This is a genomic window from Amycolatopsis sp. GM8 (genome assembly GCF_021653975.1).
GTDB lineage: Bacteria > Actinomycetota > Actinomycetes > Mycobacteriales > Pseudonocardiaceae > Amycolatopsis_E.
This window is the reverse complement of the sequence record NZ_JAJKFK010000014.1, coordinates 95622-114565: the sequence shown is the minus strand read 5'-3', so window position 1 is coordinate 114565 and position 18944 is coordinate 95622. Positions and strand designations below refer to the sequence as shown.

At 69.4% G+C, this 18944-nt stretch carries 15 protein-coding genes; 9 read left to right on the top strand and 6 right to left on the bottom strand.

Annotation, left to right across the window (positions count from 1 at the left end; all coding sequences use genetic code 11):
- Positions 1–136: 136 nt before the first annotated feature.
- Positions 137–2536, top strand: a complete 2400-nt coding sequence (locus LOZ83_RS38940; RefSeq protein WP_236796945.1) for a hypothetical protein — start codon at positions 137–139, stop codon at positions 2534–2536.
- Here the strand turns inward: LOZ83_RS38940 and LOZ83_RS38935 are convergent.
- The 3 genes from LOZ83_RS38935 to LOZ83_RS38925 all read right to left on the bottom strand — a co-directional run bounded on the left by LOZ83_RS38935 (position 2439) and on the right by LOZ83_RS38925 (position 8014).
- On the bottom strand, positions 2439–6026 hold the full coding sequence (locus tag LOZ83_RS38935) for a hydantoinase B/oxoprolinase family protein (protein WP_236796944.1): 3588 nt from the start codon (positions 6024–6026) through the stop codon (positions 2439–2441). The genes LOZ83_RS38940 and LOZ83_RS38935 overlap by 98 nt on opposite strands.
- An 80-nt stretch (positions 6027–6106) precedes the next feature.
- The gene (locus LOZ83_RS38930) at positions 6107–7273 is read right to left on the bottom strand and encodes a cytochrome P450 (RefSeq protein WP_236796943.1); all 1167 of its coding nucleotides are present in this window, start codon (positions 7271–7273) and stop codon (positions 6107–6109) included.
- 111 nt (positions 7274–7384) lie between these two features.
- Positions 7385–8014 carry a PASTA domain-containing protein gene (locus LOZ83_RS38925; protein WP_236796942.1) on the bottom strand — a complete coding sequence of 210 codons (630 nt, stop codon included), beginning with the start codon at positions 8012–8014 and terminating at the stop codon, positions 7385–7387.
- A 504-nt stretch (positions 8015–8518) separates the two neighbouring features.
- Here LOZ83_RS38925 and LOZ83_RS38920 point away from each other — a divergent pair.
- From LOZ83_RS38920 to LOZ83_RS38905, 4 genes are read left to right on the top strand one after another with little or no spacing between them, the layout of a single operon-like run.
- Positions 8519–10885, top strand: a complete 2367-nt coding sequence (locus LOZ83_RS38920; protein WP_236796941.1) for a nitrate- and nitrite sensing domain-containing protein — start codon at positions 8519–8521, stop codon at positions 10883–10885.
- A gap of 24 nt (positions 10886–10909) precedes the next feature.
- Positions 10910–11335, top strand: a complete 426-nt coding sequence (locus LOZ83_RS38915; protein ID WP_236796940.1) for a roadblock/LC7 domain-containing protein — start codon at positions 10910–10912, stop codon at positions 11333–11335.
- A complete protein-coding gene (locus LOZ83_RS38910) occupies positions 11335–11694 on the top strand; it encodes a DUF742 domain-containing protein (RefSeq protein WP_236796939.1) in 360 nt (119 codons plus the stop codon). The genes LOZ83_RS38915 and LOZ83_RS38910 overlap by 1 nt, the downstream gene beginning before the upstream one ends.
- Positions 11675–12280: an ATP/GTP-binding protein gene (locus tag LOZ83_RS38905; RefSeq protein ID WP_236796938.1), complete on the top strand. Its 606-nt coding sequence runs from the start codon at positions 11675–11677 to the stop codon at positions 12278–12280. Before LOZ83_RS38910 ends, LOZ83_RS38905 begins: the two co-directional genes overlap by 20 nt.
- A gap of 6 nt (positions 12281–12286) precedes the next feature.
- On the opposite strand, the gene LOZ83_RS38900 is transcribed toward LOZ83_RS38905, so the two are convergent.
- Together LOZ83_RS38900 and LOZ83_RS38895 are read right to left on the bottom strand one after the other, a co-directional pair.
- Entirely contained in the window at positions 12287–13663 is a 1377-nt protein-coding gene (locus tag LOZ83_RS38900) for a tryptophanase (protein ID WP_236796978.1), read from the bottom strand.
- 17 nt (positions 13664–13680) lie between these two features.
- On the bottom strand, positions 13681–14745 hold the full coding sequence (locus LOZ83_RS38895) for a tryptophan dimethylallyltransferase family protein (RefSeq protein WP_236796937.1): 1065 nt from the start codon (positions 14743–14745) through the stop codon (positions 13681–13683).
- A gap of 763 nt (positions 14746–15508) precedes the next feature.
- On the opposite strand from LOZ83_RS38895, the gene LOZ83_RS38890 reads away from it, so the two are divergent.
- The 4 genes from LOZ83_RS38890 (at position 15509) to LOZ83_RS38875 (ending at position 18512) form a co-directional block, all read left to right on the top strand.
- Positions 15509–15733: a hypothetical protein gene (locus LOZ83_RS38890; protein ID WP_236796936.1), complete on the top strand. Its 225-nt coding sequence runs from the start codon at positions 15509–15511 to the stop codon at positions 15731–15733.
- A gap of 75 nt (positions 15734–15808) precedes the next feature.
- Positions 15809–16651: a sigma-70 family RNA polymerase sigma factor gene (locus LOZ83_RS38885; protein ID WP_236796935.1), complete on the top strand. Its 843-nt coding sequence runs from the start codon at positions 15809–15811 to the stop codon at positions 16649–16651.
- Positions 16652–16716: 65 nt separating this feature from the next.
- Positions 16717–17718 carry a Dyp-type peroxidase gene (locus tag LOZ83_RS38880; RefSeq protein WP_236796934.1) on the top strand — a complete coding sequence of 334 codons (1002 nt, stop codon included), beginning with the start codon at positions 16717–16719 and terminating at the stop codon, positions 17716–17718.
- Positions 17715–18512, top strand: coding sequence for a family 1 encapsulin nanocompartment shell protein (locus LOZ83_RS38875; RefSeq protein WP_236796933.1), 798 nt, complete (start codon positions 17715–17717; stop codon positions 18510–18512). Before LOZ83_RS38880 ends, LOZ83_RS38875 begins: the two co-directional genes overlap by 4 nt.
- On the opposite strand, the gene LOZ83_RS38870 is transcribed toward LOZ83_RS38875, so the two are convergent.
- Positions 18513–18929 (bottom strand): MmcQ/YjbR family DNA-binding protein, encoded by a 417-nt coding sequence (locus LOZ83_RS38870; protein WP_236796932.1) that lies wholly within the window; start codon positions 18927–18929, stop codon positions 18513–18515.
- Between the last annotated feature and the right edge of the window lie 15 nt (positions 18930–18944).

Here is an 18944-nt window from a genome sequence, read left to right as displayed (position 1 = left end):
TAGGCGGATTCGCACCCCTGGCGCGATGGCCGGCAGACCTGACCACTCGGCAACGGACTGAGAAACATTCGGGCGTGTCGTAGCGCCTCGGACCGGCCTGCGGTGAAATACGGCCGGACGAATCGAGGTGATCCGCGTGGCCGTTCCCAAGTTCGGCGTCAGCACCGGGCCGCGCCCCGGCGGCATGAGGGGGCCGGCGCCGGCACTGGACGCCGGTGTCACCGAACTGCGCGTGCACGGCGTCGGCGGGACCAGGCCCGAGGACCTGCTGCGCGACCTGTCGCCCGAGCAAGTCGGCGGCGACCGGGTGGCGGGCTTCTACCGCACCGCGGATCTGGCGCCCGCAAACGGCGGCCCGAGAAGGCATGTCGAGGGTTACGCGTGGGGCGGGATCACGTCCCGGTCCGGCACCCGCGTGCTGTGGTTGGTGCTCCTGCCGTACCTGCTGGGGAACCTCGCGGGCTGGATGTACCGCGGCACCCCGTCCGGCGCGCGGTTCGCCTGCCACCGGGTCGTGACGAACCTGGCCTGCCTCGCGCTGACGGTGAACACCGTGCTCGTCGCGATCATGCTCGGCCCGAACCTGATCACCTACCAGGCGCCGCGAGCCGGGCTGGTGCACGGCCAGTGGTGGCTGTGGCCGCTGTCGTGGACCTGGGTCGCGGGGAATGGCGAGAAACCACTGGTGATCGGCTATGCGACGGTCGCACTCGCGATCCTCGTGCTGGTCCTGCTCGCCGTGCTCACCCAGGGGCGCTACGAGTCGGTGGAACCGCCGTGGCGCGGGTCGATGGCGGACCGGCCCGGCAAACCGCGGAAGTCGGCCACGGACACCGGGCTGACCGATCGCGCGTTCTGGAACTCCTCGCTCGCGGTGCGCCGGATGACGTGGGCGCATATCGGCGCCGCGACCGGGTTTCTCGCCGTCGTCTTCGCGATCACGGCCCGGGCCTCGGCGGTGCCCGGACCACACGGATTGGTCTGGTACTGGCTCGCCTTGATCGTCGGCGGGCTCGCGCTCGCGGTCTCGACTCTCGTGGTCGCGGGGGACCGGTGGATCGGCGCCATGAAAACACCGCTGGACCACGTGGCGATCCGGGTGGCCACCCGCGCGATCGCCCCCGCCGCGGTGGTCTGTGCCACGGTTTTCGCTTGCCTGCAAACGGAAGTGAGCCAGGCGCCCGGGTCGTTGCCCGGCCTGGACACGATCGTCACCGCCACCTACCTCGCGCTCGGTGGCTGCGTGCTGCTGATGGTCCTGATCGGACTGCCGGCCCGGCAACGCGGTGGGCCCGGCCCGGTCCTGGTCATGCTGCTCGCGATCGGGCTGTTGAACTCGTTGCTGCTCGGCGTGGTGTTCACGTTCGGACACTGGCTCGGCGGGCTGCACGCCGAGCGGAATCCTGATGCGACTGTCCTCAATGTACCGCTGGCGGTCGGCTGGGCCGGGCCGCTGCTGACGATCGCGCTGTTCGCGGCGCTGCTGTGCGGGGTCGTGTGGCAAGGTGTGCGGGCGCTGTTCACCATGCGCGATCCGCGTGACATCAAGCAGGATTTCCAGCGGTACAGCGAAGAACAGCCCCAGGACCGGCATGGTCCGGACCAGGAGTGGTACGTCCGGTCCGACGGCGAGCGGGCCTGGCAGGGCAAGCTCACCTGGCTCTACCGCCTCGCCGACGCCCGCTCCGCCGTCCCGATGCTGCTGTGGCTGATCGTGGGGTTCCAGCTGGCCGGTATCGCGTGGGCGGTGGTGTTCCAGCCGGCGATCCCGGACGCCTGGTTCAGCCCGAACGGGGCGCTGGGCAAGGTCGCGGTGTTCGCCTGGGACGCGACGCTGCTGGCCTTCATGTGGTTGCTGCGCCAGGGATGGCAGGACCCGGCGCGGCGCAGGCTGATCGGGGTGCTGTGGGACGTCGGCACGTTCTGGCCGCGTTCCTACCATCCACTCGCGCCGCCCTGCTACGCCGAACGCGCCGTGCCCGACCTCCAGCGCCGGATCTGGCGGCTCAACGATCACGGCGCGCCCGTGGTGCTCGTCGGGCACAGCCAGGGTGCGGTACTGTCCACTGTGGCCTTACTGTCGGCCGGATGCCGTGCGGTCAAAGGAAAGATCGCGCTCGTGACGTTCGGCAGTCCGGTCACCTGGCTCTACGGCTGGGCTTTTCCCGGCTGGATCAACCCGGATGTGCTCGCGCACGTCTTTTCCAGCCGTACCGGCGAATCCCGGGTCGCCGACTGGCGGAACTTCTCCTATCCCACGGATCCGATCGGCAACCGCGTCACGGTCTCCGGCGACGCGGTCGGCGACCTCCGCCTGTGCGACCCGCGGAGCCCCTGGTACATCTACGGCGACCCGGAGCCCGCCGCGGGCGGGCACTCCGGGTACTGGACCGACCGCCGCGTCTGGGACTCCGTCGATCAGCTGGTGCGGCGCCTGGTCACGCCGGAGCGCCGTACCCCCCGCCGCCCGGGGTCTCGATCTCCAGCACGTCACCCGGTCGCAGGTCGACGGAATCGGAGCCGCCCAGTTCCGTGACCGTGCCGTCCGCGCGGTGCACTCTGTTGTGCCCCAAGGCACCCGGCTGCCCGCCGGCGAGCCCGTACGGCGGGATGCGCCGGTGCCCGGACAGGGTGCTCGCTGTCATCGGTTCCAGGAACTCCAGGCGCCGTACACCACCGTCGCCGCCGTGCCACCGGCCCTGCCCGCCGCTGCCGTGCCGCACCGAGAACTCCTTGAGTAGCACCGGGAAACGCCATTCGAGGACCTCGGGATCGGTCAGCCGCGAGTTCGTCATATGGGTCTGGACCACTGACGCGCCGGCGAACCCGCTGCCCGCACCGGACCCGGAACCGAGCGTCTCGTAGTACTGGTGCCGCTCGTTGCCGAACGTCAGGTTGTTCATCGTGCCCGCACCCTCGGCCTGGACGCCGAGGGCGGCGAACAGCGTGCCCGTGATCGCCTGCGAGGTCTCGACGTTTCCGGCGACCACGGCGGCGGGATACTCCGGTGAGAGCATCGAACCCGGCGGGATCACGATCTTCAGCGGCCGCAGGCAGCCGTCGTTGAGCGGGATCTCGTCGGCGACCAGAGTGCGGAACACGTACAGCACCGCGGCCACCGCGACCGACGACGGGGCGTTGAAGTTGGTGGTGAGCTGCGGCGAGGTGCCGCTGAAATCGACCGTGGCGGCACGGTTCTCGCGGTCCACGGTGATCTTCACCGCGATCACCGCGCCGGAGTCCATTTCGTACCGGTACTCGCCGTCGTCGAGCGTGTCGATGACGCGCCGGACGGCGGCTTCCGCGTTGTCCTGCACATGCCGCATGTAGGCCTGCACGACGTCGAGTCCGAAAAGGCCGATCATCCGGCCGACCTCGTCGACCCCCTTGGCGTTCGCCGAAACCTGGGCACGCAGGTCCGCCAGGTTCATGTCCGGGTTGCGCGAGGGATAACGCGCGCCCAGCAACAACTCCCGCGTCTCGGCTTCGAGGAACCGGCCGCCCTCGGCGAGCAGCCAGTTGTCGAACAGCACCCCTTCCTCGTCGAGATGACCGCTCGCGGCCGGCATCGACCCGGGTGTGATCCCGCCGATCTCCGCGTGGTGGCCCCGCGACGCCACGTAGAAGAGGATTTCCTCGCTGTCGCTGGAAAACACCGGGGTGATCACCGTGACGTCGGGCAGGTGCGTGCCGCCGTGGTAGGGGTCGTTGACCGCGTAGACGTCACCCCGCTTCATCCGCCCGGCGCGCCGGCGCACGACTTCCTTGACCCCGGCGCCCATCGAGCCGAGGTGCACCGGCATGTGCGGCGCGTTCGCGACCAGGTTACCGTCCGGATCGAACAGCGCGCACGAGAAGTCCAGTCGCTCGCGGATGTTCACCGACTGCGACGTCGCCTCCAGCCGGCTGCCCATCTGCTCGGCGATCGACATGAAGAGGTTGTTGAAGATCTCGAGCAGCACCGGGTCGGCTTCGGTGGTCGCGCGCGATTCCGCCTGTGCCACCACGCGTTTCAGGACGAGGTGCCCGTTGAGGTCGAGCGCACCCTGCCAGCCGTCGTCGATCATCGTGGTGGAGTTGGCCTCGGCGATCACCGCGGGGCCGGTCACCGTCTCATCCGGACGGAGCAGTTCTCGTTGGTACAGCGGGGCTTCCTGCCACCGGTCGCCGGTGTAGAGCCGGACGGTGTGCACCGGGCCGCGCTCGCCGTCGTGCTCACCGAGCGACGACAGATCGGGCTGGTCGGTCAGGCCGGTGGCCTCGACCGCGATCGCCTCCACGATCAGCGGCCGGTCCATCAGGAACGAGTACGTCTTCTGGTACGACGTCTCGAAATCCCGGACCATCTCGTCGAACCCGCCGAGCGCCACCGGGACCACGGTGTCGGTGCCGTCGTAGCGCAGCTGCGCCCGGCGCGCCACCCGGATCCGGTCCGCCGCGACACCTTCGTCGAGCAGTTCGGTGCGCGTCTGCTCGGTCAGCCGGTCCGCGACCTCGTCCAGCGCGGCGAGCGAGCCCGGCTCCAGCCGCGCGATGACCGACTGCTGCCGGATCGCGGTGGTGTCGGCGAGGCCGATCCCGAGCGCGGACAGCACACCCGCCATCGGCGGCACGAGCACCGTGGGAATGCCGAGGGAGTCCGCCACCGCACACGCGTGCTGACCACCGGCACCACCGAACGTGGTGAGCACGTACCGGGTCACGTCGTGTCCCTTTTGGACGGAGATCTTCTTGACCGCGTTCGCCATGTTCGCCACCGCGATCCGCAGGAACCCTTCGGCGACCTGCTCGGGACTGCGCTCGTCGCCGGTCTGCTCGCGGATTTCCCCGGCCAGCTCGGTGAACTTCCGCCGCACGACGTCCGCGTCCAGCGGCTCGTCGCCGCCGGGCCCGAACACGGCGGGGAAGTGCGCGGGCTGGATCCGGCCCAGCATCACGTTCGCGTCGGTCACCGTCAGCGGGCCGCCGCCCCGGTAGGACGCCGGGCCGGGGCTGGCACCGGCCGAGTCGGGGCCCACCCGGTAGCGGCTGCCGTCGAAGTGCAGGATCGAACCGCCGCCCGCGGCGACGGTGTGGATGTCCAGCATCGGCGCGCGCAGCCGCACACCCGCGACCTGCGCCATGAACACGCGCTCGTACTCGCCGGCGTAGTGCGAGACGTCGGTGGAGGTGCCGCCCATGTCGAACCCGATGACATGGTCGAATCCGGCGAGCGCGGACATTCGCACCATACCGACGATCCCGCCGGCCGGTCCGGACAGGATCGCGTCCTTGCCCCGGAAATGACGCGCCTCGGCGAGACCTCCGTTGGACTGCATGAACATCAGCCGCACCCCGGACAGCTCGCCGGCCACCTGGTCCACGTACCGGCGCAGCACCGGCGAGAGGTAGGCGTCGACGACCGTCGTGTCGCCGCGCGGCACGAGCTTCATCAGCGGGCTGACCTCACTCGACAGCGAGATCTGGGTGAAGCCGATCCCTTCGGCCAGTTCGCCCAGCCGTTGCTCGTGCGCGGGATGGAGATGGCTGTGCATGAGGACGATCGCGACGGCCCGGATGCCGTCGTCGTACGCGGCCCGCAGATCCGCGGCGGCCTGCTCGAGATCCAGCGGCCGCAACAGCTTTCCTTCGGCGGTGAGCCGCTCGTCGGCCTCGACCACCCGGTCGTACAGCATGTCGGGCAGCACGATGTGCCGGTCGAAGATGCGCGGCCGGTTCTGGTAGGCGATCCGCAGCGCGTCGCGGAAACCCTTGGTCACCACCAGAAGTGTGCGCTCACCCTTGCGTTCGAGCAGCGCGTTCGTGGCCACGGTGGTGCCCATGCGCACGGCCTCGACCTGCTCCGCCGGCACCGGTTCGCCCGCCGGCACGCCGAGCAGCTCGCGGATCCCGGCGACCGCCGCGTCGCGGTAGCGGGCGGGATTCTCCGACAGCACCTTGTGCGACACCAGGGTGCCGTCGGGCCGCCGGGCCACGATGTCGGTGAACGTGCCGCCGCGGTCGACCCAGAACTGCCAGCGCGTCATGGGGTGTTCCCCTTCCAGCCTGCGTGCGTGTCGCTCCGCAGGTCAGAATACGTGACCGCGCCGTCGTGGATCTTGGTTTCTCAGGTCGTGCGCACCCACAGTGTCTCGAACCCGCGGACGGTGTGGTTGAGCTGGCGCTTCGATTCACCGAGCTCGATCCCGCGCACACGGCCGGCCAGAGCCCGCAGCACGGCCTCGATTTGCAGGCGTGCCAGCGAAGCGCCGGTGCAGCGGTGCATCCCGTAGCCGAAGGCCAGCGAGTCCCGCGCGTTGCGCTGCACGTCGAACCGGTCCGGGTCCCGGTAGTGCCGTTCGTCCCGGTTCGCGGCGCCCAGCACGATCGCCACCCGCGAGCCGGCGGGCAGGAGCACGTCGCCGAACGAGACGTCCTTCCGGCAGAACCGGCCCCAGATCTGGATGGGCGGTTCGTAGCGCAGGCCCTCCTCGACGGCACCGGGGACGAGGTCCGGCTCCTTGCGCAGCAGGGCGAGCTGCTCGGGATCCCTTGCCAGGGCCCAGACGAGGTTGCTGATCGCCTGGATCGTCGTGTCGAAGGCCGGGCCGGCGTAGTTCCACAGCAGCTTGCCGACGTGCTCGTGCGGGATTTCCCCGCGTTCGGCCGCCAGGTACAGCGATTCGCCCATGCTGCCCGGCGCGAAGTCCGCGGCGGTCATCCCGGCGATGGTCGCCAGGACGTCCCCGATGATCCCGAGCGCCCGCTCGGTCTTGTCGTTCATCGGGCCCATCGCGGCGAACACCGCGTTGCTGCCGATCACGAACTTCTCGGTGAGTTCGGGGGAGAAGCCGATGAGCTCGCCGAGCAGTTTCGTCGGGAATTGCCGGGCCAGTTCGCTCACCACGTCGAAGCCGCCGCGCTCGACCAGTGGCGCGACCATCTCGTCGGCCTGTTCGTGGAACCAGGCGGTGAGCTCGCGCACCGACGTGAGCCGCAGCCGTTCCAGCAGGGCCGAGCGCAGTGCGCCGTGCTCGGGTGGTTCCGCGGTGAGGATCACGCCACGCACGTTCTGGTTCATCGCGGGGTTGAAGGCCGTTCCCTCGCTGGAGGTGAAGGTCTCCCAGTCCCGCAGCGCCGAGCGAACATCCTCGTACCGGGTAAGGGCATAGGTATCGAGTTTTTCCAGGTACACCACCGGTCCGGCGTCCCGGAGCTCCCGGTAGTGCGGGTAGGGCTCCGCGGCGACGTCCGGGGCAAAGAGATCCACTGTGGACCGCGCCGCCTCCGTCATGACATAATTCTGACGCTGTTGCGGTCAGTGGAACAGCAGTTTCATACAATCAGACGCCATCGTGACCACCCGTGGCAGCCGAGATCACCCACATGGCCCTGTGCGGCGGCCTCAGTTCACGGTTTCGTCGGTCATTTCGTCGCGCATCTTGCGTCCGGTCTTGGGATCCGGCTTCGGCCGGCGCGGCTCACGCACGCCGGATCCACCGCCGCCACCACCGGAAAGCCAGACGGTGACCGGGGAGCCGGGCGGCACCTTCGCGCCGGGCTCCGGGCTCTGGTCGAGCACGACCCCGTCGGGCCAGTCCGACACCCTCGACGCCGTCGCGTCCGACTCCACCAGGACGAGGTCGTTCTGACTCAACAGCAGCCGCGCGTTCTCCAGGGTCAAGCCGGTCAGTTCCGGTACCAGGACCGTCCCCCGGCGGCGCCGCTGGCGTGCCGTCGCCGTCACCTCGGCGGCCACCTCCGCGACGACCGACTGCTGCGGTTCGTCGATGTCACGCCACCGCTCCCACGCCGACTGCCGGGTCACCCCGAGGCGCACCGCGATCTCCGACCACGACTTGCCGTCACCGCGGGCGATCCGGACCGCTTCGAATTCGGTCCGGTCCAGCAAACGCCGCACCAGCCCCAGATCCGACAGTGCCGACAAAGCGCCATCACCGTCGGTCGCACCTTCGCGCAAGCCCTCGAGGCGGCGCCACGCCGGCTGCGCCGCGGACCACGGGTCTTCACTCATGGTGTCAGGGTAGCCTGACGGTGTGCCGGTGTCCACGCGCTGCCACCCCGGCGGCACTCGATCAAAGGTTTGAATCATTCGTGAGCGGACCTCGATCGCGGAAGAATGGGTCCGGTGCGGCGCTCGCCGATTTCCGGAAAGCGCTTTCATTGCACGCTGTCCAAGGTTCCGGGCGGGCTCCCCGGCCGGTGCGGCCGGCTCGTCCGAAAGCGAGTGATCCACGGCGCAAAACCACTCTGGAGTGGGGATATATAGCCGGAACGGGGGGCGGCAGTGGTCGTCCCACCACGGTGCGCAATGATCTGCGCCGACAGGATGACAGTTGGATAGTCCGGATGGTCGGTGGTCCTTCATGCGGAGCAGGGTGCGGTCCCGGGGCCGGGAATGGCGTGCGCCTGCCGGTGAATCGCGCTTTTCTTGCCCGGTAACAGGCTTGACAAGCGTGGTTCACTTCTTCCCCGTAGTGGGTTCGCCGGTAGCGGTTCCTACCTCCCGTGGAGCGTCGTGAAGAACAGCAGTGAGCAGTCGGGCAACGAGCGCAGCAAGTCGATCAGAAAACGCCTCACGGGAACCGTTCTGATTCCCAGCATCACGCTCCTGGTGCTGTGGTTCGGCGGTTCGGCCTACTTCGTCATCCAGGGCATCTACGTGCGGACCGTCGCCTCCACGGTGCAGCAGGTGTCGATCCCCGCCGTCACCGCACTCGGTGCCCTGCAACAGGAACGGCAGCTGAGCCTGATCTACCTCGAGAGCAACGCGATGTCGTTGCAGGAGCTGCAGCAACAGCAGACGTCGATCGACCCGAACCTGGCGAGCCTGCGCTCCGCGATGACCGACGCGGCGGGCATCGCCCCGGACGACATCGTCACCCGGATCCACAACCTCGAGGGGATTCTCGACCAGTTGCCGGTGATCCGGGCCCAGGTCGATCTGCGTTCGGCGACCAAGCCCCAGGTCAACGACTTCTACAACCACCTCCTCGACGCCTCGGCCGACCTGTTCGCGGCGCAGGCGCGCGGCGTGCCCGACGTGACCGCGACCCAGGGGGCCATCGACGCCACCGACATCTTCCGGGCGTCGGACCAGATGTCGCGTGCCGCGTCGCTGGTCTCCAGCGCGTTCGCCGCCGGCACGTTCGCCCCCGCCGACCATCTGCAGTTCGCGCAGCTGGTCGGGTCCTACCGCGGGACGCTGGCGAAGGTCGCCCCGTTCATGCGCCCCGAGGTGTTCGACCGCTACCAGCAGCTGATCACCAGCGACCCGTGGACGCGGCTCGCGGCCGACGAGGACGCGATCATCACCCACGGTCCGGGCACGTTCCGGCAGAACGTCGGCGGCCTGACCGTGCGTGACAGCGACTGGCGCGATCTGTCGGGCCAGATCTCGGGCAGCCTCGCCGGGCTCACCACCCTGCAGGCCGACAAGGTCTCGTCACAGGCACTCGACGACGGCAACTCGAACCTCCTCACCGCGATTCTCGGCAGTGTGGCCGCTCTGCTCGCGGCCGTCGCGTCGATCTACGTCGCGGTCCGGGTCTCCCGCACCCTGGTCGACCGGACCCTGGTCACCCGTCTCGCCCGCCTGCGCGACGATTCCCTGGCACTGGCCCAGATCCGCCTGCCGAGCATCGTGGAACGGCTCAAGGTCGGCGAATCCGTCGACATGAACGCCGAGCTGCCACGACTGGACCACGGCCGCGACGAGATCGGGCAGGTGGCCGAGGCGTTCAACCTCGCCCAGCTGACCGCGGTCTCGGCCGCGGCGAGCGAGGCCAAGGCCCGCAGCGGTGTCAACAACGTGTTCCTCGGTATCGCCCACCGCAACCAGGGTCTCGTGCACCGGCAGCTGCAGATCCTCGACCGGATGGAGAGCCAGGAGGACAACCCCAACCAGCTCAAGGGTTTGTTCCAGCTCGACCACCTCGCCACCCGCGCCCGCCGCACCACCGAGAACCTGATCATCCTCGGCGGCAAGCAGCCGGGCCGCCGCTGGCGCAAGCCGGTGTGGCTGATGGACGTGCTGCGCGCGGCGGTGTCGGAGACCGAGCACTTCGCCCGCGTCGAGGTGGAAACCGTGCCGCAGGTGGCGGTCACCGGATCCGCGGTCGCCGACACGATTCACCTCGTCGCCGAGCTGGTCGACAACGCGACCTCGTTCTCCCCGCCCGCTTCCCAGGTGCACCTGACCAGCACCCGCGTCGCGCGGGGTGTCGTGGTCGACATCGCCGACCAGGGCCTCGGCATGACCGACGAGGTCCGCGACTGGGCCAACCGGATGATGGCCGAACCACCCGAGTTCGACGCCATGGCACTGAAAGCGGACGCGAGCCTCGGTCTGTTCGTGGTCGCGCGCCTCGCCGCGCGACTCGGGATCAAGGTCATGTTCGACACCTCCCGTTACGGCGGAACTCGCGCTACTGTGCTGGTTCCGACCGAGCTACTGGCGACGGGAGACGAGGTGGCCGACAACGCCGAGCCCGAGTTCCGGAGTGCGGCACAGGTTTCCGCCTTCGACGACGGACCGGACGATCTGCCCACCGAGGTCCGCCGCGAGCCGCCGTCACCGGAGCCGCGCCGTCCTTCGCCGATCCCGATCGTGCCCGAGGCACCGCGCCGGGAACCGGCCCGCACCACGGTGACGATGATGCCGGAGCCCGAGCCCGAACCACCCGTACGCCGGGAGCGGCCGCCGCTGCCCCAGCGCGCACCGCAGGAGAACCTCGTTGCCCAGCTGCGCGAAGACCCGGAGTCGGAGCCAGCGGACTTCGACGAATACGCGCCCCGCACCCTCGGCACGATCTCGGCGTTCCACCGGGGCACCCGCCGGGGACGCGATGCGGACGAGCCGGACCAGCGCCCTGGCAACCACTGAGTGAGAGGGAAGTCGGACTCAGCAATGAACGAGAAAGATGGCTCCAAGGTCGAGCTGAACTGGTTGCTCGACGATATGGTCGATCGTGTTGTGGGGGCCCAGCACGCCGTCGTGCTCTCGGCCGACGGCCTGCTGATGGGCAAGTCGGCCAGCCTGTCCAAGGACGACTCCGACCAGCTGTCGGCGATCGCGTCCAGCCTGCAGAGCCTCGCGAAGGGTGCCAGCCGGCACTTCTCCCGCGGCCCCGTGCTGCAGACGCTGATCGAGATGGCCGAGGGGTACCTGTTCGTGTCCGCGGCCGGCGCGGGCGCCTGCCTCGCGATCCTCGCCGAGGGCAGCGTCGACGTCGAGATGATCGCGTACGAGATGAACCGGCTCGTCAAGCGTGTCGGCGACTACATGACCTCGGCGCCGCGGGAGACCGTGAGGTCCGGGCCGGAGCGTGGCTGATGGCGGACCAGGAATGGTACGACGAGGCGGCCGGCCCACTGGTCCGGCCGTACGCGATCACCCGCGGCCGCATCCCGACCGAAGCGGCCATGGACGTCGCCACGCAGGTGATGGCGATCCGCGGCGGCCAGGACCCGGTCGGGCTCACCCCGGAACATCTCGCGATCCTCGAACTGTGCCAGCGACCGCTGTCGGTGGCTGAGGTCGCCGCGTACGTCAAGGTGCCGCTCGCGGTGGTGCGGGTGCTGTGCACCGACCTCGTCGAGCGGGGAGATGTCATCGTGCGCTCGCCGCAGCCGGCCAAGGCCCCGGATCGTCAACTACTTCAGGCGGTACTCCATGGACTCAACAACCTCTAGCGACAGCATGATCCCGACGCCGGTCAAGATCGTCGTCGCCGGCGGCTTCGGCGCCGGCAAGACCACCATGGTCGCCTCGGTGAGCGAGATCGTGCCGCTGTCCACCGAAGAGGTCATGACGCAGGCCAGCGACGGGATCGACGATCTGACCGGGGTCGAGCGCAAGACCACCACCACGGTCGCGCTCGACTTCGGGCGCATCACGATCTCCCCGCAGACCGTGCTGTACCTGTTCGGCACGCCGGGCCAGGACCGGTTCTGGTTCATGTGGGACGAACTGGCCCGCGGCGCGATCGGCACCGTGGTCCTGGTCGACACGCGGCGGCTCAACTCGAGCTTCGCGGCGATCGACTTCTTCGAGCGGCGGAAGATCCCGTTCATCGTGGCGGTCAACATCTTCGACGGCGCGGAACGGTACGAGGAGGGCGAGATCCGTAAGGCGCTCGCCCTTTCGCCCGGGGTGCCGGTGATGTTCTTCGATGCGCGCCAGCGCGAGTCGAGCAAGCTGGCGCTGATCCGCCTGGTGCGCTACGCGATGGACAAGCTGCCGCCCGAGCCCGCCGAACTGGTGAGCGCGGGCAGCTAGCCGCCCTTACGCCGCGGCCTGCGCCATCTTCAGGTTGAAGTGGCGCAGCAGCGGCGGCGCGTCGACCACCCGGTATTCCGGGACAGTCTGGGGATTCTTCGCGATACCCGCGAGCACCTCCGCCACGTACTCCAGGTGCGCCAGGGTGTAGGTGCGGCGCGGGATCGCGACCCGGACGAGTTCGAACGGCGCCGGTTCCAGCAGGTTGTGCCCGGCGTCGAACTTGCCGAGGTACAGCGAACCCAGTTCCACGCACCGGATCCCGCCTTCGAGATACATCTGGCAGGCCAGTGCGTGCCCGGGGAAGCCGCTCGGCGGGATGTGCGACAGCAGCCGTCCCGCGTTGAGGTACAGCGCGTGGATCCCGGCCGGCTGCACGATGTCCACCCCGGCGTCGTTGACCAGCCGGGCCAGGTGCGCGGTCTCCTCCGTGCGCGAGCGCAGGTAGTCCGGTTCGAGCACCTCGTCCAGGCCCTGGGCGACGCGCTCCAGGTCGTGGCTCGCCATCCCGCCGTAGGTGCGGAAGCCCTCGGTGGCGATCAGGTTGACCTCGCAGCGTTTCGCCAGTTCCGGATCCCGCAGCCCGATGAACGCGCCCATCGGCGAGATGCCGTCCTTCTTCAGGCTGGCCACGCACCCGTCGGCGAGCGCGAACGCCTGCTCGGCCACCTCACGTGGGGTCTGGTGCCGGTAGCCGGGTTCGCGTTCCGTTACCAGCCAGGCGTTTTCGGCGAAACGGGCGGCGTCGAGGAAGAACGGGACGCCGTAGCGGCGGCAGAGTTCGCGCACGGCGTGCAGGTTCGCCATCGACACCGGCTGCCCGCCGCCGCCGTTGTTGGTGATCGTGATGAGCACCTGGCCGACCCGCGGGCCGTCCGGGCCGCTCAGGGTGCGCTCCAGTTCGGCGAGATCGATGTTGCCCTTGAACGGTTCCGCGCTGTCGAGGTCCCTCGCCTCCACGCACGGCAGGTCCCGCGCCTCGGCGCCGAGCAGCTCGACGTTGGCGCGCGTGGTGTCGAAATGGGTGTTGGACAGCGAGAGCTGGCCCGGCCGCAGCACCGAGGAGAACAGCACCCGTTCCGCGGCGCGGCCCTGGTGCACCGGGAAGATGTGCGGATAGGACGTCAGCTTGTCGACGACGCCACGGAAGCGGTAGTACGAGTCGGATCCGGCGTACGAGCGGTCCGCGGCCGCCGCGGCGGCCTCCTGCGCCGCGGACACCGCACCGGTGCCCGAGTCGGTCAGCAGGTCGATCGTGACCTTGCGCGCCGGCACGTCGAACATGTTGTAGGCGGCCGCGGAAAGCGCTTCCTCGCGCTCCGCCCTGGTCGTGACCGGGATCTCCTTGACGACCTGGATCCGATACGGCGGAAAGGACTTCATGGTGCCTTCTTTCGTACTCACGGAGCGATCGCTGAGTTGATCACACCGCTGCCGACCGTATCGGCCGGGCCGCGCGGCGGAGTGACGCCGTAGGCTTCGGAGGACAGATAGACCGTGGTACCCGACCCGAAAGGTCCGAGCCGCAGGGAAACGTGGGCGAGCAGCCCGACACCGCTCTGCAGCGGCCGGTCGGTCACCGCGCCGATCGCCTTGTCCAGCGTGTCCGTCGGCAGGCCGTGACCGGCGAGGAAGGCGCCCACGCGCTCGCGCGCCACCTCGTCGTCGGGCACGTAGTCACGCACCGGCAGGTACAGGCTGTAGGTGCCGGGGCCGTCCGGCTCGGCCTCCACGAACGAGTAGCTCGACACCAGCGGCCGGCCGGCGAACGTGGTCGTGCCGCCACCGAGGGCCTGGCAGAACCCCCGTACCCGCAACGGATCCGCGCCCTGGACCACCGAGGCGGCGCGTTCCGCGTCGGCGGTGAGAGCGCTTTCGTGCGAGACGTAGAGCTTCACCCGGGACAGCGGGCTGTCGTCGAGATCGACCGCGAAGAACGACAACCGGTCCCGCGCGCCGCGAACCAGCGCGTGCCGGGCGATCGCGTCGTACGCGTGGTCGAGCCCGAGCCGCCGGAAGCCCTCCAGGACGAGGTCCTTGGCGCGGTCGCGGCCCCGGACCTCCGGGTTGAAGTACGCCTTGAGCCGTGGCCGGGCCCGCGGTCTCAGGATCAGGGAGAACCAGACCGCGAACTTCCCTTGTGGCCGGTCGGGAAGGAACAGGTCGGCCACCGCGGCGAACCGTTCGGTGGGGATGTGAAAGCGTTTGCTGACCGCGTTCAGAAAGCGCTTTCCAGCGGCGATGCTCCCCCTGTCGCCGAGGTTGTCGCTACCGGCTTCGCCGAGCACGCGCACGGCGAGGGCGCCATCGTCGTCGAAGGCGATCGAAAACTCTACGGGCGTCCCGTCGTCGGCGACGTCGGAGAGGTGCTTCGGCTCTTCGCCCAGCGGGCGTGTCCCGGCCGGGCCGAGCAGTTCTCGCAGCAGCACCGACGGGGTTTCGTCCCCTGGCTCGAATCCGGCCACATCGCAGAGGCCGCGAAGCTGATTTTGGGCATGGTTGAACAACGTTACGTCGACGAGGTTCACGATGGCTCCGGCGGTCGGACGAAGGTGGAAACCGTTCACCTTCGGAAGTCGTTGGCAGACCGTCAATCAAGGTAACCCAGGGACGTGAAAACAGCATTACGCTGAGAGGGTGATCACTGCGTGCATGCGGTAACGCTGTGAGTCCACCGGAGATTCCGCTCACATTTCCCTTACGTCATCGGCATTCCGTGTGCCCGATCGCCGATCTTGTCTTGTTCGGACGGGCAGTGGCCTGCGGCTACTCGCATTCAAACCCTTGACAGTCCTATGTGGAGCAGAATAAGTCCTAAGTAGACTGATCGACTGGTCTGGATGTCCACTAGCGACGGTCAAAAGATACTGTGGCGCAACGAGAGGTCGACATCGGACCGTCCATCGTGACGCTGACCAGTGGCGATGACCCGTGCGCCGGGCTGCGGCCCGCTCACCGGTTGGAGCGGCCCGGCCGGGTGTCCGTGCCGCCGAGCACGCCGGCGCCGGGGGAATGGACGACGGCACCGCGTGACCACCGACGCCACCCGGTCGGCGTCCGGACGGCGTCTCGTCGTCGATCCGCGGGCAGGTGGCCTCCTGGCCCGGCTGCGACCAGGCCCGTCCGGGTGGCCACCGCGCCCTGAATTCACCCGGCTACGGGATGGGGTTTTGCCAGGACCGTGGCTACCGTCGATTACTTGGCAGTCGTACCAGTCGAGGGGGCCAGGTGGAGTACGAGGGCACAGGGCTGAGCACCGGCAGCCGGGTCACCTACCGGGTGCCGAGCCGGTTCGGCGACGTCACCCGGTTGTGCCGGCAGGGTACCGTCGCGGGAGAGCCGATCTTCGACCAGTACACGATGGAAGTGTGGGTCCCCGTCCAGCCCGACGGTTCTTCGGACGACGCCGAGCCGAGACTCATCCGCAAGGAGAGCATCATCGAGGTCGGCTGAGGCTGGGTTGTCCTAATCGGACTGATGTCACATCCCCGCCCGCCCGGGTGTCAGGGCAGTGAGGGAAGGGGCACGATGGACGAGCGAGAGTTCCTGGCGGCACGGTTCGAAGAGCACCGCCCGCACCTGCGCGGGGTGGCCTACCGCATGCTGGGTTCGGTCAGCGAGGCCGACGACGCGGTGCAGGAGGCGTGGCTGCGGGTCGACCGCGACGGCGGCGCGGGGGTGGACAACCTCGGTGGCTGGCTCACCACGATCGTCGGCCGGATCTGCCTGAACATGTTGCGGGCGCGGCGAACCCATCGCGAGGAACCGGTGGACGAGCTGCCGGAACCGGCCGATCCACGCGCGGCGCCCGAGGGGGAGGCGCTGCTCGCGGACTCGGTCGGGCTCGCGCTGCTCGTCGTGCTGGACACGCTCGAACCGGCGGAGCGGCTCGCGTTCGTGCTGCACGACCTGTTCGCGGTCCCGTTCGACGAGATCGCCGGAATCCTGGGCCGCACACCCGCGGCGGCCCGCCAGCTCGCCAGCCGGGCCCGACGCCGCGTGCGGGCCGCGCCCGTGCCCGAGCGCGAACCACAGCGCGCCGTCGTCGAGGCTTTCCTTGCCGCGGCACGAGGTGGCGACCTCGAGCGGCTGATGACGGTTTTGGACCCGGACGTCGTTCTCCACTCCAGTGACCGGGTCCTGCACGGCGCCCGGAGCGTCGCTGGTGGCGCCACCGTTTTCGGCCGCCTCGCCGCGCACACCCGGCTGGCGCTCGTCGGCGAAACAGTCGCCGCTGTCGCCTACAACGCCGAGGACGAGGCCTTTTCGGTGGCACTGTTCACCGTCGCGGACGGCCGGATCCTCGCGATGGACATCGTGGACGACCCGGCCCGCATCGCCGCGCTCGCTCTGGTGCCGCTGGACGACTGAGCATTTCGCCTCGCCGGGCGGTAGTCTGCCGGAAGTTGATCGGCGGGCGAACCCGGAGGACGAGCGTGAGCGAGGCTGAGCCGCAGCCGATACTGACCGGGCTGACGGCCGCGGCCATCTTCCTCGTACTGACGGTCGACGAGGGCGGCGAGGACACGGTTCGCGATCTGCTGCCGGATGTCGCCGGGCTGACCCGGTCTGTGGGCTTCCGCGTGCAAGAGGGGCGGCTCTCGTGCGTCGCCGGGATCGGCTCGGACCTCTACGACCGGCTGTTCGCGGAGCCGCGCCCGGCCGGACTGCACCCGTTCCGGGTGCTCGAAGGCCCGGTGCACACAGCGGTTTCCACGCCGGGTGACCTGCTGTTCCACATCCGCGCGGTCACCATGGACCTGTGCTTCGAACTGGCCGACCAGCTGATGGCGCGGTTGTCCGGGGCCGCGACGGTCGTCGACGAAGTGCACGGGTTCAAGTACTTCGACGAGCGCGACCTGCTGGGTTTCGTGGACGGCACGGAGAACCCGGGTGGGCGCGCCGCCGCCGACGCGGTGTACGTCGGCGACGAGGATCCGGAGTTCGCGGCCGGCAGCTACGTGATCGTGCAGAAGTACCTGCACGACATGGCGGCCTGGAACGCGTTGCCGGTCGAGGCGCAGGAACGGGTGGTCGGGCGCACCAAGCTGTCGGACATCGAAATGCCGGACGACGTCAAACCCGCCGACTCGCACGTCGCGCTCACTACGATCGTCGACGACAACGGCGAAGAGCGGCAGATCGTGCGGGACAACATGCCGTTCGCGCACCTGGCCGGCGGCGAGCGCGGCACCTACTTCATCGGCTACGCGGCCGATCCCGGGGTGACCGAGCGGATGCTCGAGAACATGTTTCTCGGCAACCCACCCGGCACCACCGACCGCATCCTCGAGTTCTCGACGGCGGTCACCGGCTGCCTGTTCTTCGTGCCCAGCCAGGATTTTCTCGACGACCCGCCCCCGCCGCCCGCCGCAGCCCCCGCCGCCGGAGACCACTCGCTGCGCATCGGCAGTCTCAAGAAACGGATCACGTCATGAACAACCTGCACCGCGAACTCGCCCCCGTGTCCGCTGCCGCGTGGGCCGATCTCGAAGCCGAGACCCGGCGCACCTTCACCGAGCACCTCGCGGGCCGCCGGGTCGTCGACGTGGCCGAGCCGGGCGGCGCCACGCTGGCCGCGGTCGGCACCGGGCACCTGCGCGAACTGGAGTCCCCGGACACCGGTGTGCGGCTCCGCAGCCGCGAGGTCGCGACCGTGGTCGAGCTGCGGGTGCCGTTCACGGTGAGCCGCGCCGCGGTCGACGACGTCGAGCGGGGCGCGCGGGACGCCGACTGGCAGCCGGCCAAGGACGCCGCGAAGAAGCTCGCGTTCATCGAGGACCGGACCATCGCCGAGGGCCTGCCGTCGGCCGGGATCACCGGGATCCGCGCGGCGGCGCCCCGGGCCCTGGACTTCCCGGCGGACGCGACCGAGTACCCGGTCGCGGTCGCGCAGGCGATGGGCGCGCTCCGGCTGGACGGCGTCAACGGCGACTACGCCCTGCTCCTTCCCGCTGAGGCGTACACCGCGCTGGAAGAGACGCGGGAGCACGGTTACCCGATCCGCGAGCACGTGGCGCGCGTCCTCGGCTCGGGCGGCGAGATCATCTGGGCGCCGGCGCTTTCGGCCGCGCTGCTGGTCTCCACCCGCGGCGGCGACTACGAGCTGCACCTGGGCCAGGACGTGTCGATCGGCTACCAGACCCACGACGCGGACACCGTCGAGCTGTACCTGCAGGAGTCGCTGACCTTCCTGGTCAACACCGCCGAAGCCGCGGTCGCGTTCCGCTGATCAGTGCGCGGCGAGCCAGTCCTCCGCCCGGCGCGCCGAGGCGCGCGAAAGCCACGCGTCCTGCACGACCTCGGCCAGCTCGCCGCGGGTCAGCTCGGCGATCCGGCACCCTCGCACCAGGACGGAGAGGTGGCCGTTGAAGTGCGGCGTGGTGAAGAACGGCGTGTGCTCGTCCTGCACCAGGGCTTCCTTGTCGGCCTCCTCGGGGACCCAGAACACGATGACGTCCTGGTAGCGCTCCCCGGTCTCCGGATCGCGCGCGTCCGGCCGCGGGTTCCGGAAGAAGATGAACGACTTGCGGCCCACCTGGTACACGGGCTTGCCGCCGCCGATGCGCTCCACGGTGACATGGGGCATCGCGAGCGCGAGCTCGTGCACGTCCTCGACCCGGGCGGGCCGGTCGTCGCCCTCCGGCATGGGCCCAGACTAAGC

Coding starts and splice junctions, on each gene's coding strand:
- LOZ83_RS38935 (WP_236796944.1), bottom strand. CDS start 6,026: ATGACGCGCTGGCAGTTCTGGGTCGACCGCGGCGGCACGTTCACCGAC.
- LOZ83_RS38930 (WP_236796943.1), bottom strand. CDS start 7,273: ATGACGGAGGCGGCGCGGTCCACAGTGGATCTCTTTGCCCCGGACGTC.
- LOZ83_RS38925 (WP_236796942.1), bottom strand. CDS start 8,014: ATGAGTGAAGACCCGTGGTCCGCGGCGCAGCCGGCGTGGCGCCGCCTC.
- LOZ83_RS38915 (WP_236796940.1), top strand. CDS start 10,910: ATGAACGAGAAAGATGGCTCCAAGGTCGAGCTGAACTGGTTGCTCGAC.
- LOZ83_RS38910 (WP_236796939.1), top strand. CDS start 11,335: ATGGCGGACCAGGAATGGTACGACGAGGCGGCCGGCCCACTGGTCCGG.
- LOZ83_RS38905 (WP_236796938.1), top strand. CDS start 11,675: ATGGACTCAACAACCTCTAGCGACAGCATGATCCCGACGCCGGTCAAG.
- LOZ83_RS38900 (WP_236796978.1), bottom strand. CDS start 13,663: ATGAAGTCCTTTCCGCCGTATCGGATCCAGGTCGTCAAGGAGATCCCG.
- LOZ83_RS38885 (WP_236796935.1), top strand. CDS start 15,809: ATGGACGAGCGAGAGTTCCTGGCGGCACGGTTCGAAGAGCACCGCCCG.
- LOZ83_RS38875 (WP_236796933.1), top strand. CDS start 17,715: ATGAACAACCTGCACCGCGAACTCGCCCCCGTGTCCGCTGCCGCGTGG.
- LOZ83_RS38870 (WP_236796932.1), bottom strand. CDS start 18,929: ATGCCGGAGGGCGACGACCGGCCCGCCCGGGTCGAGGACGTGCACGAG.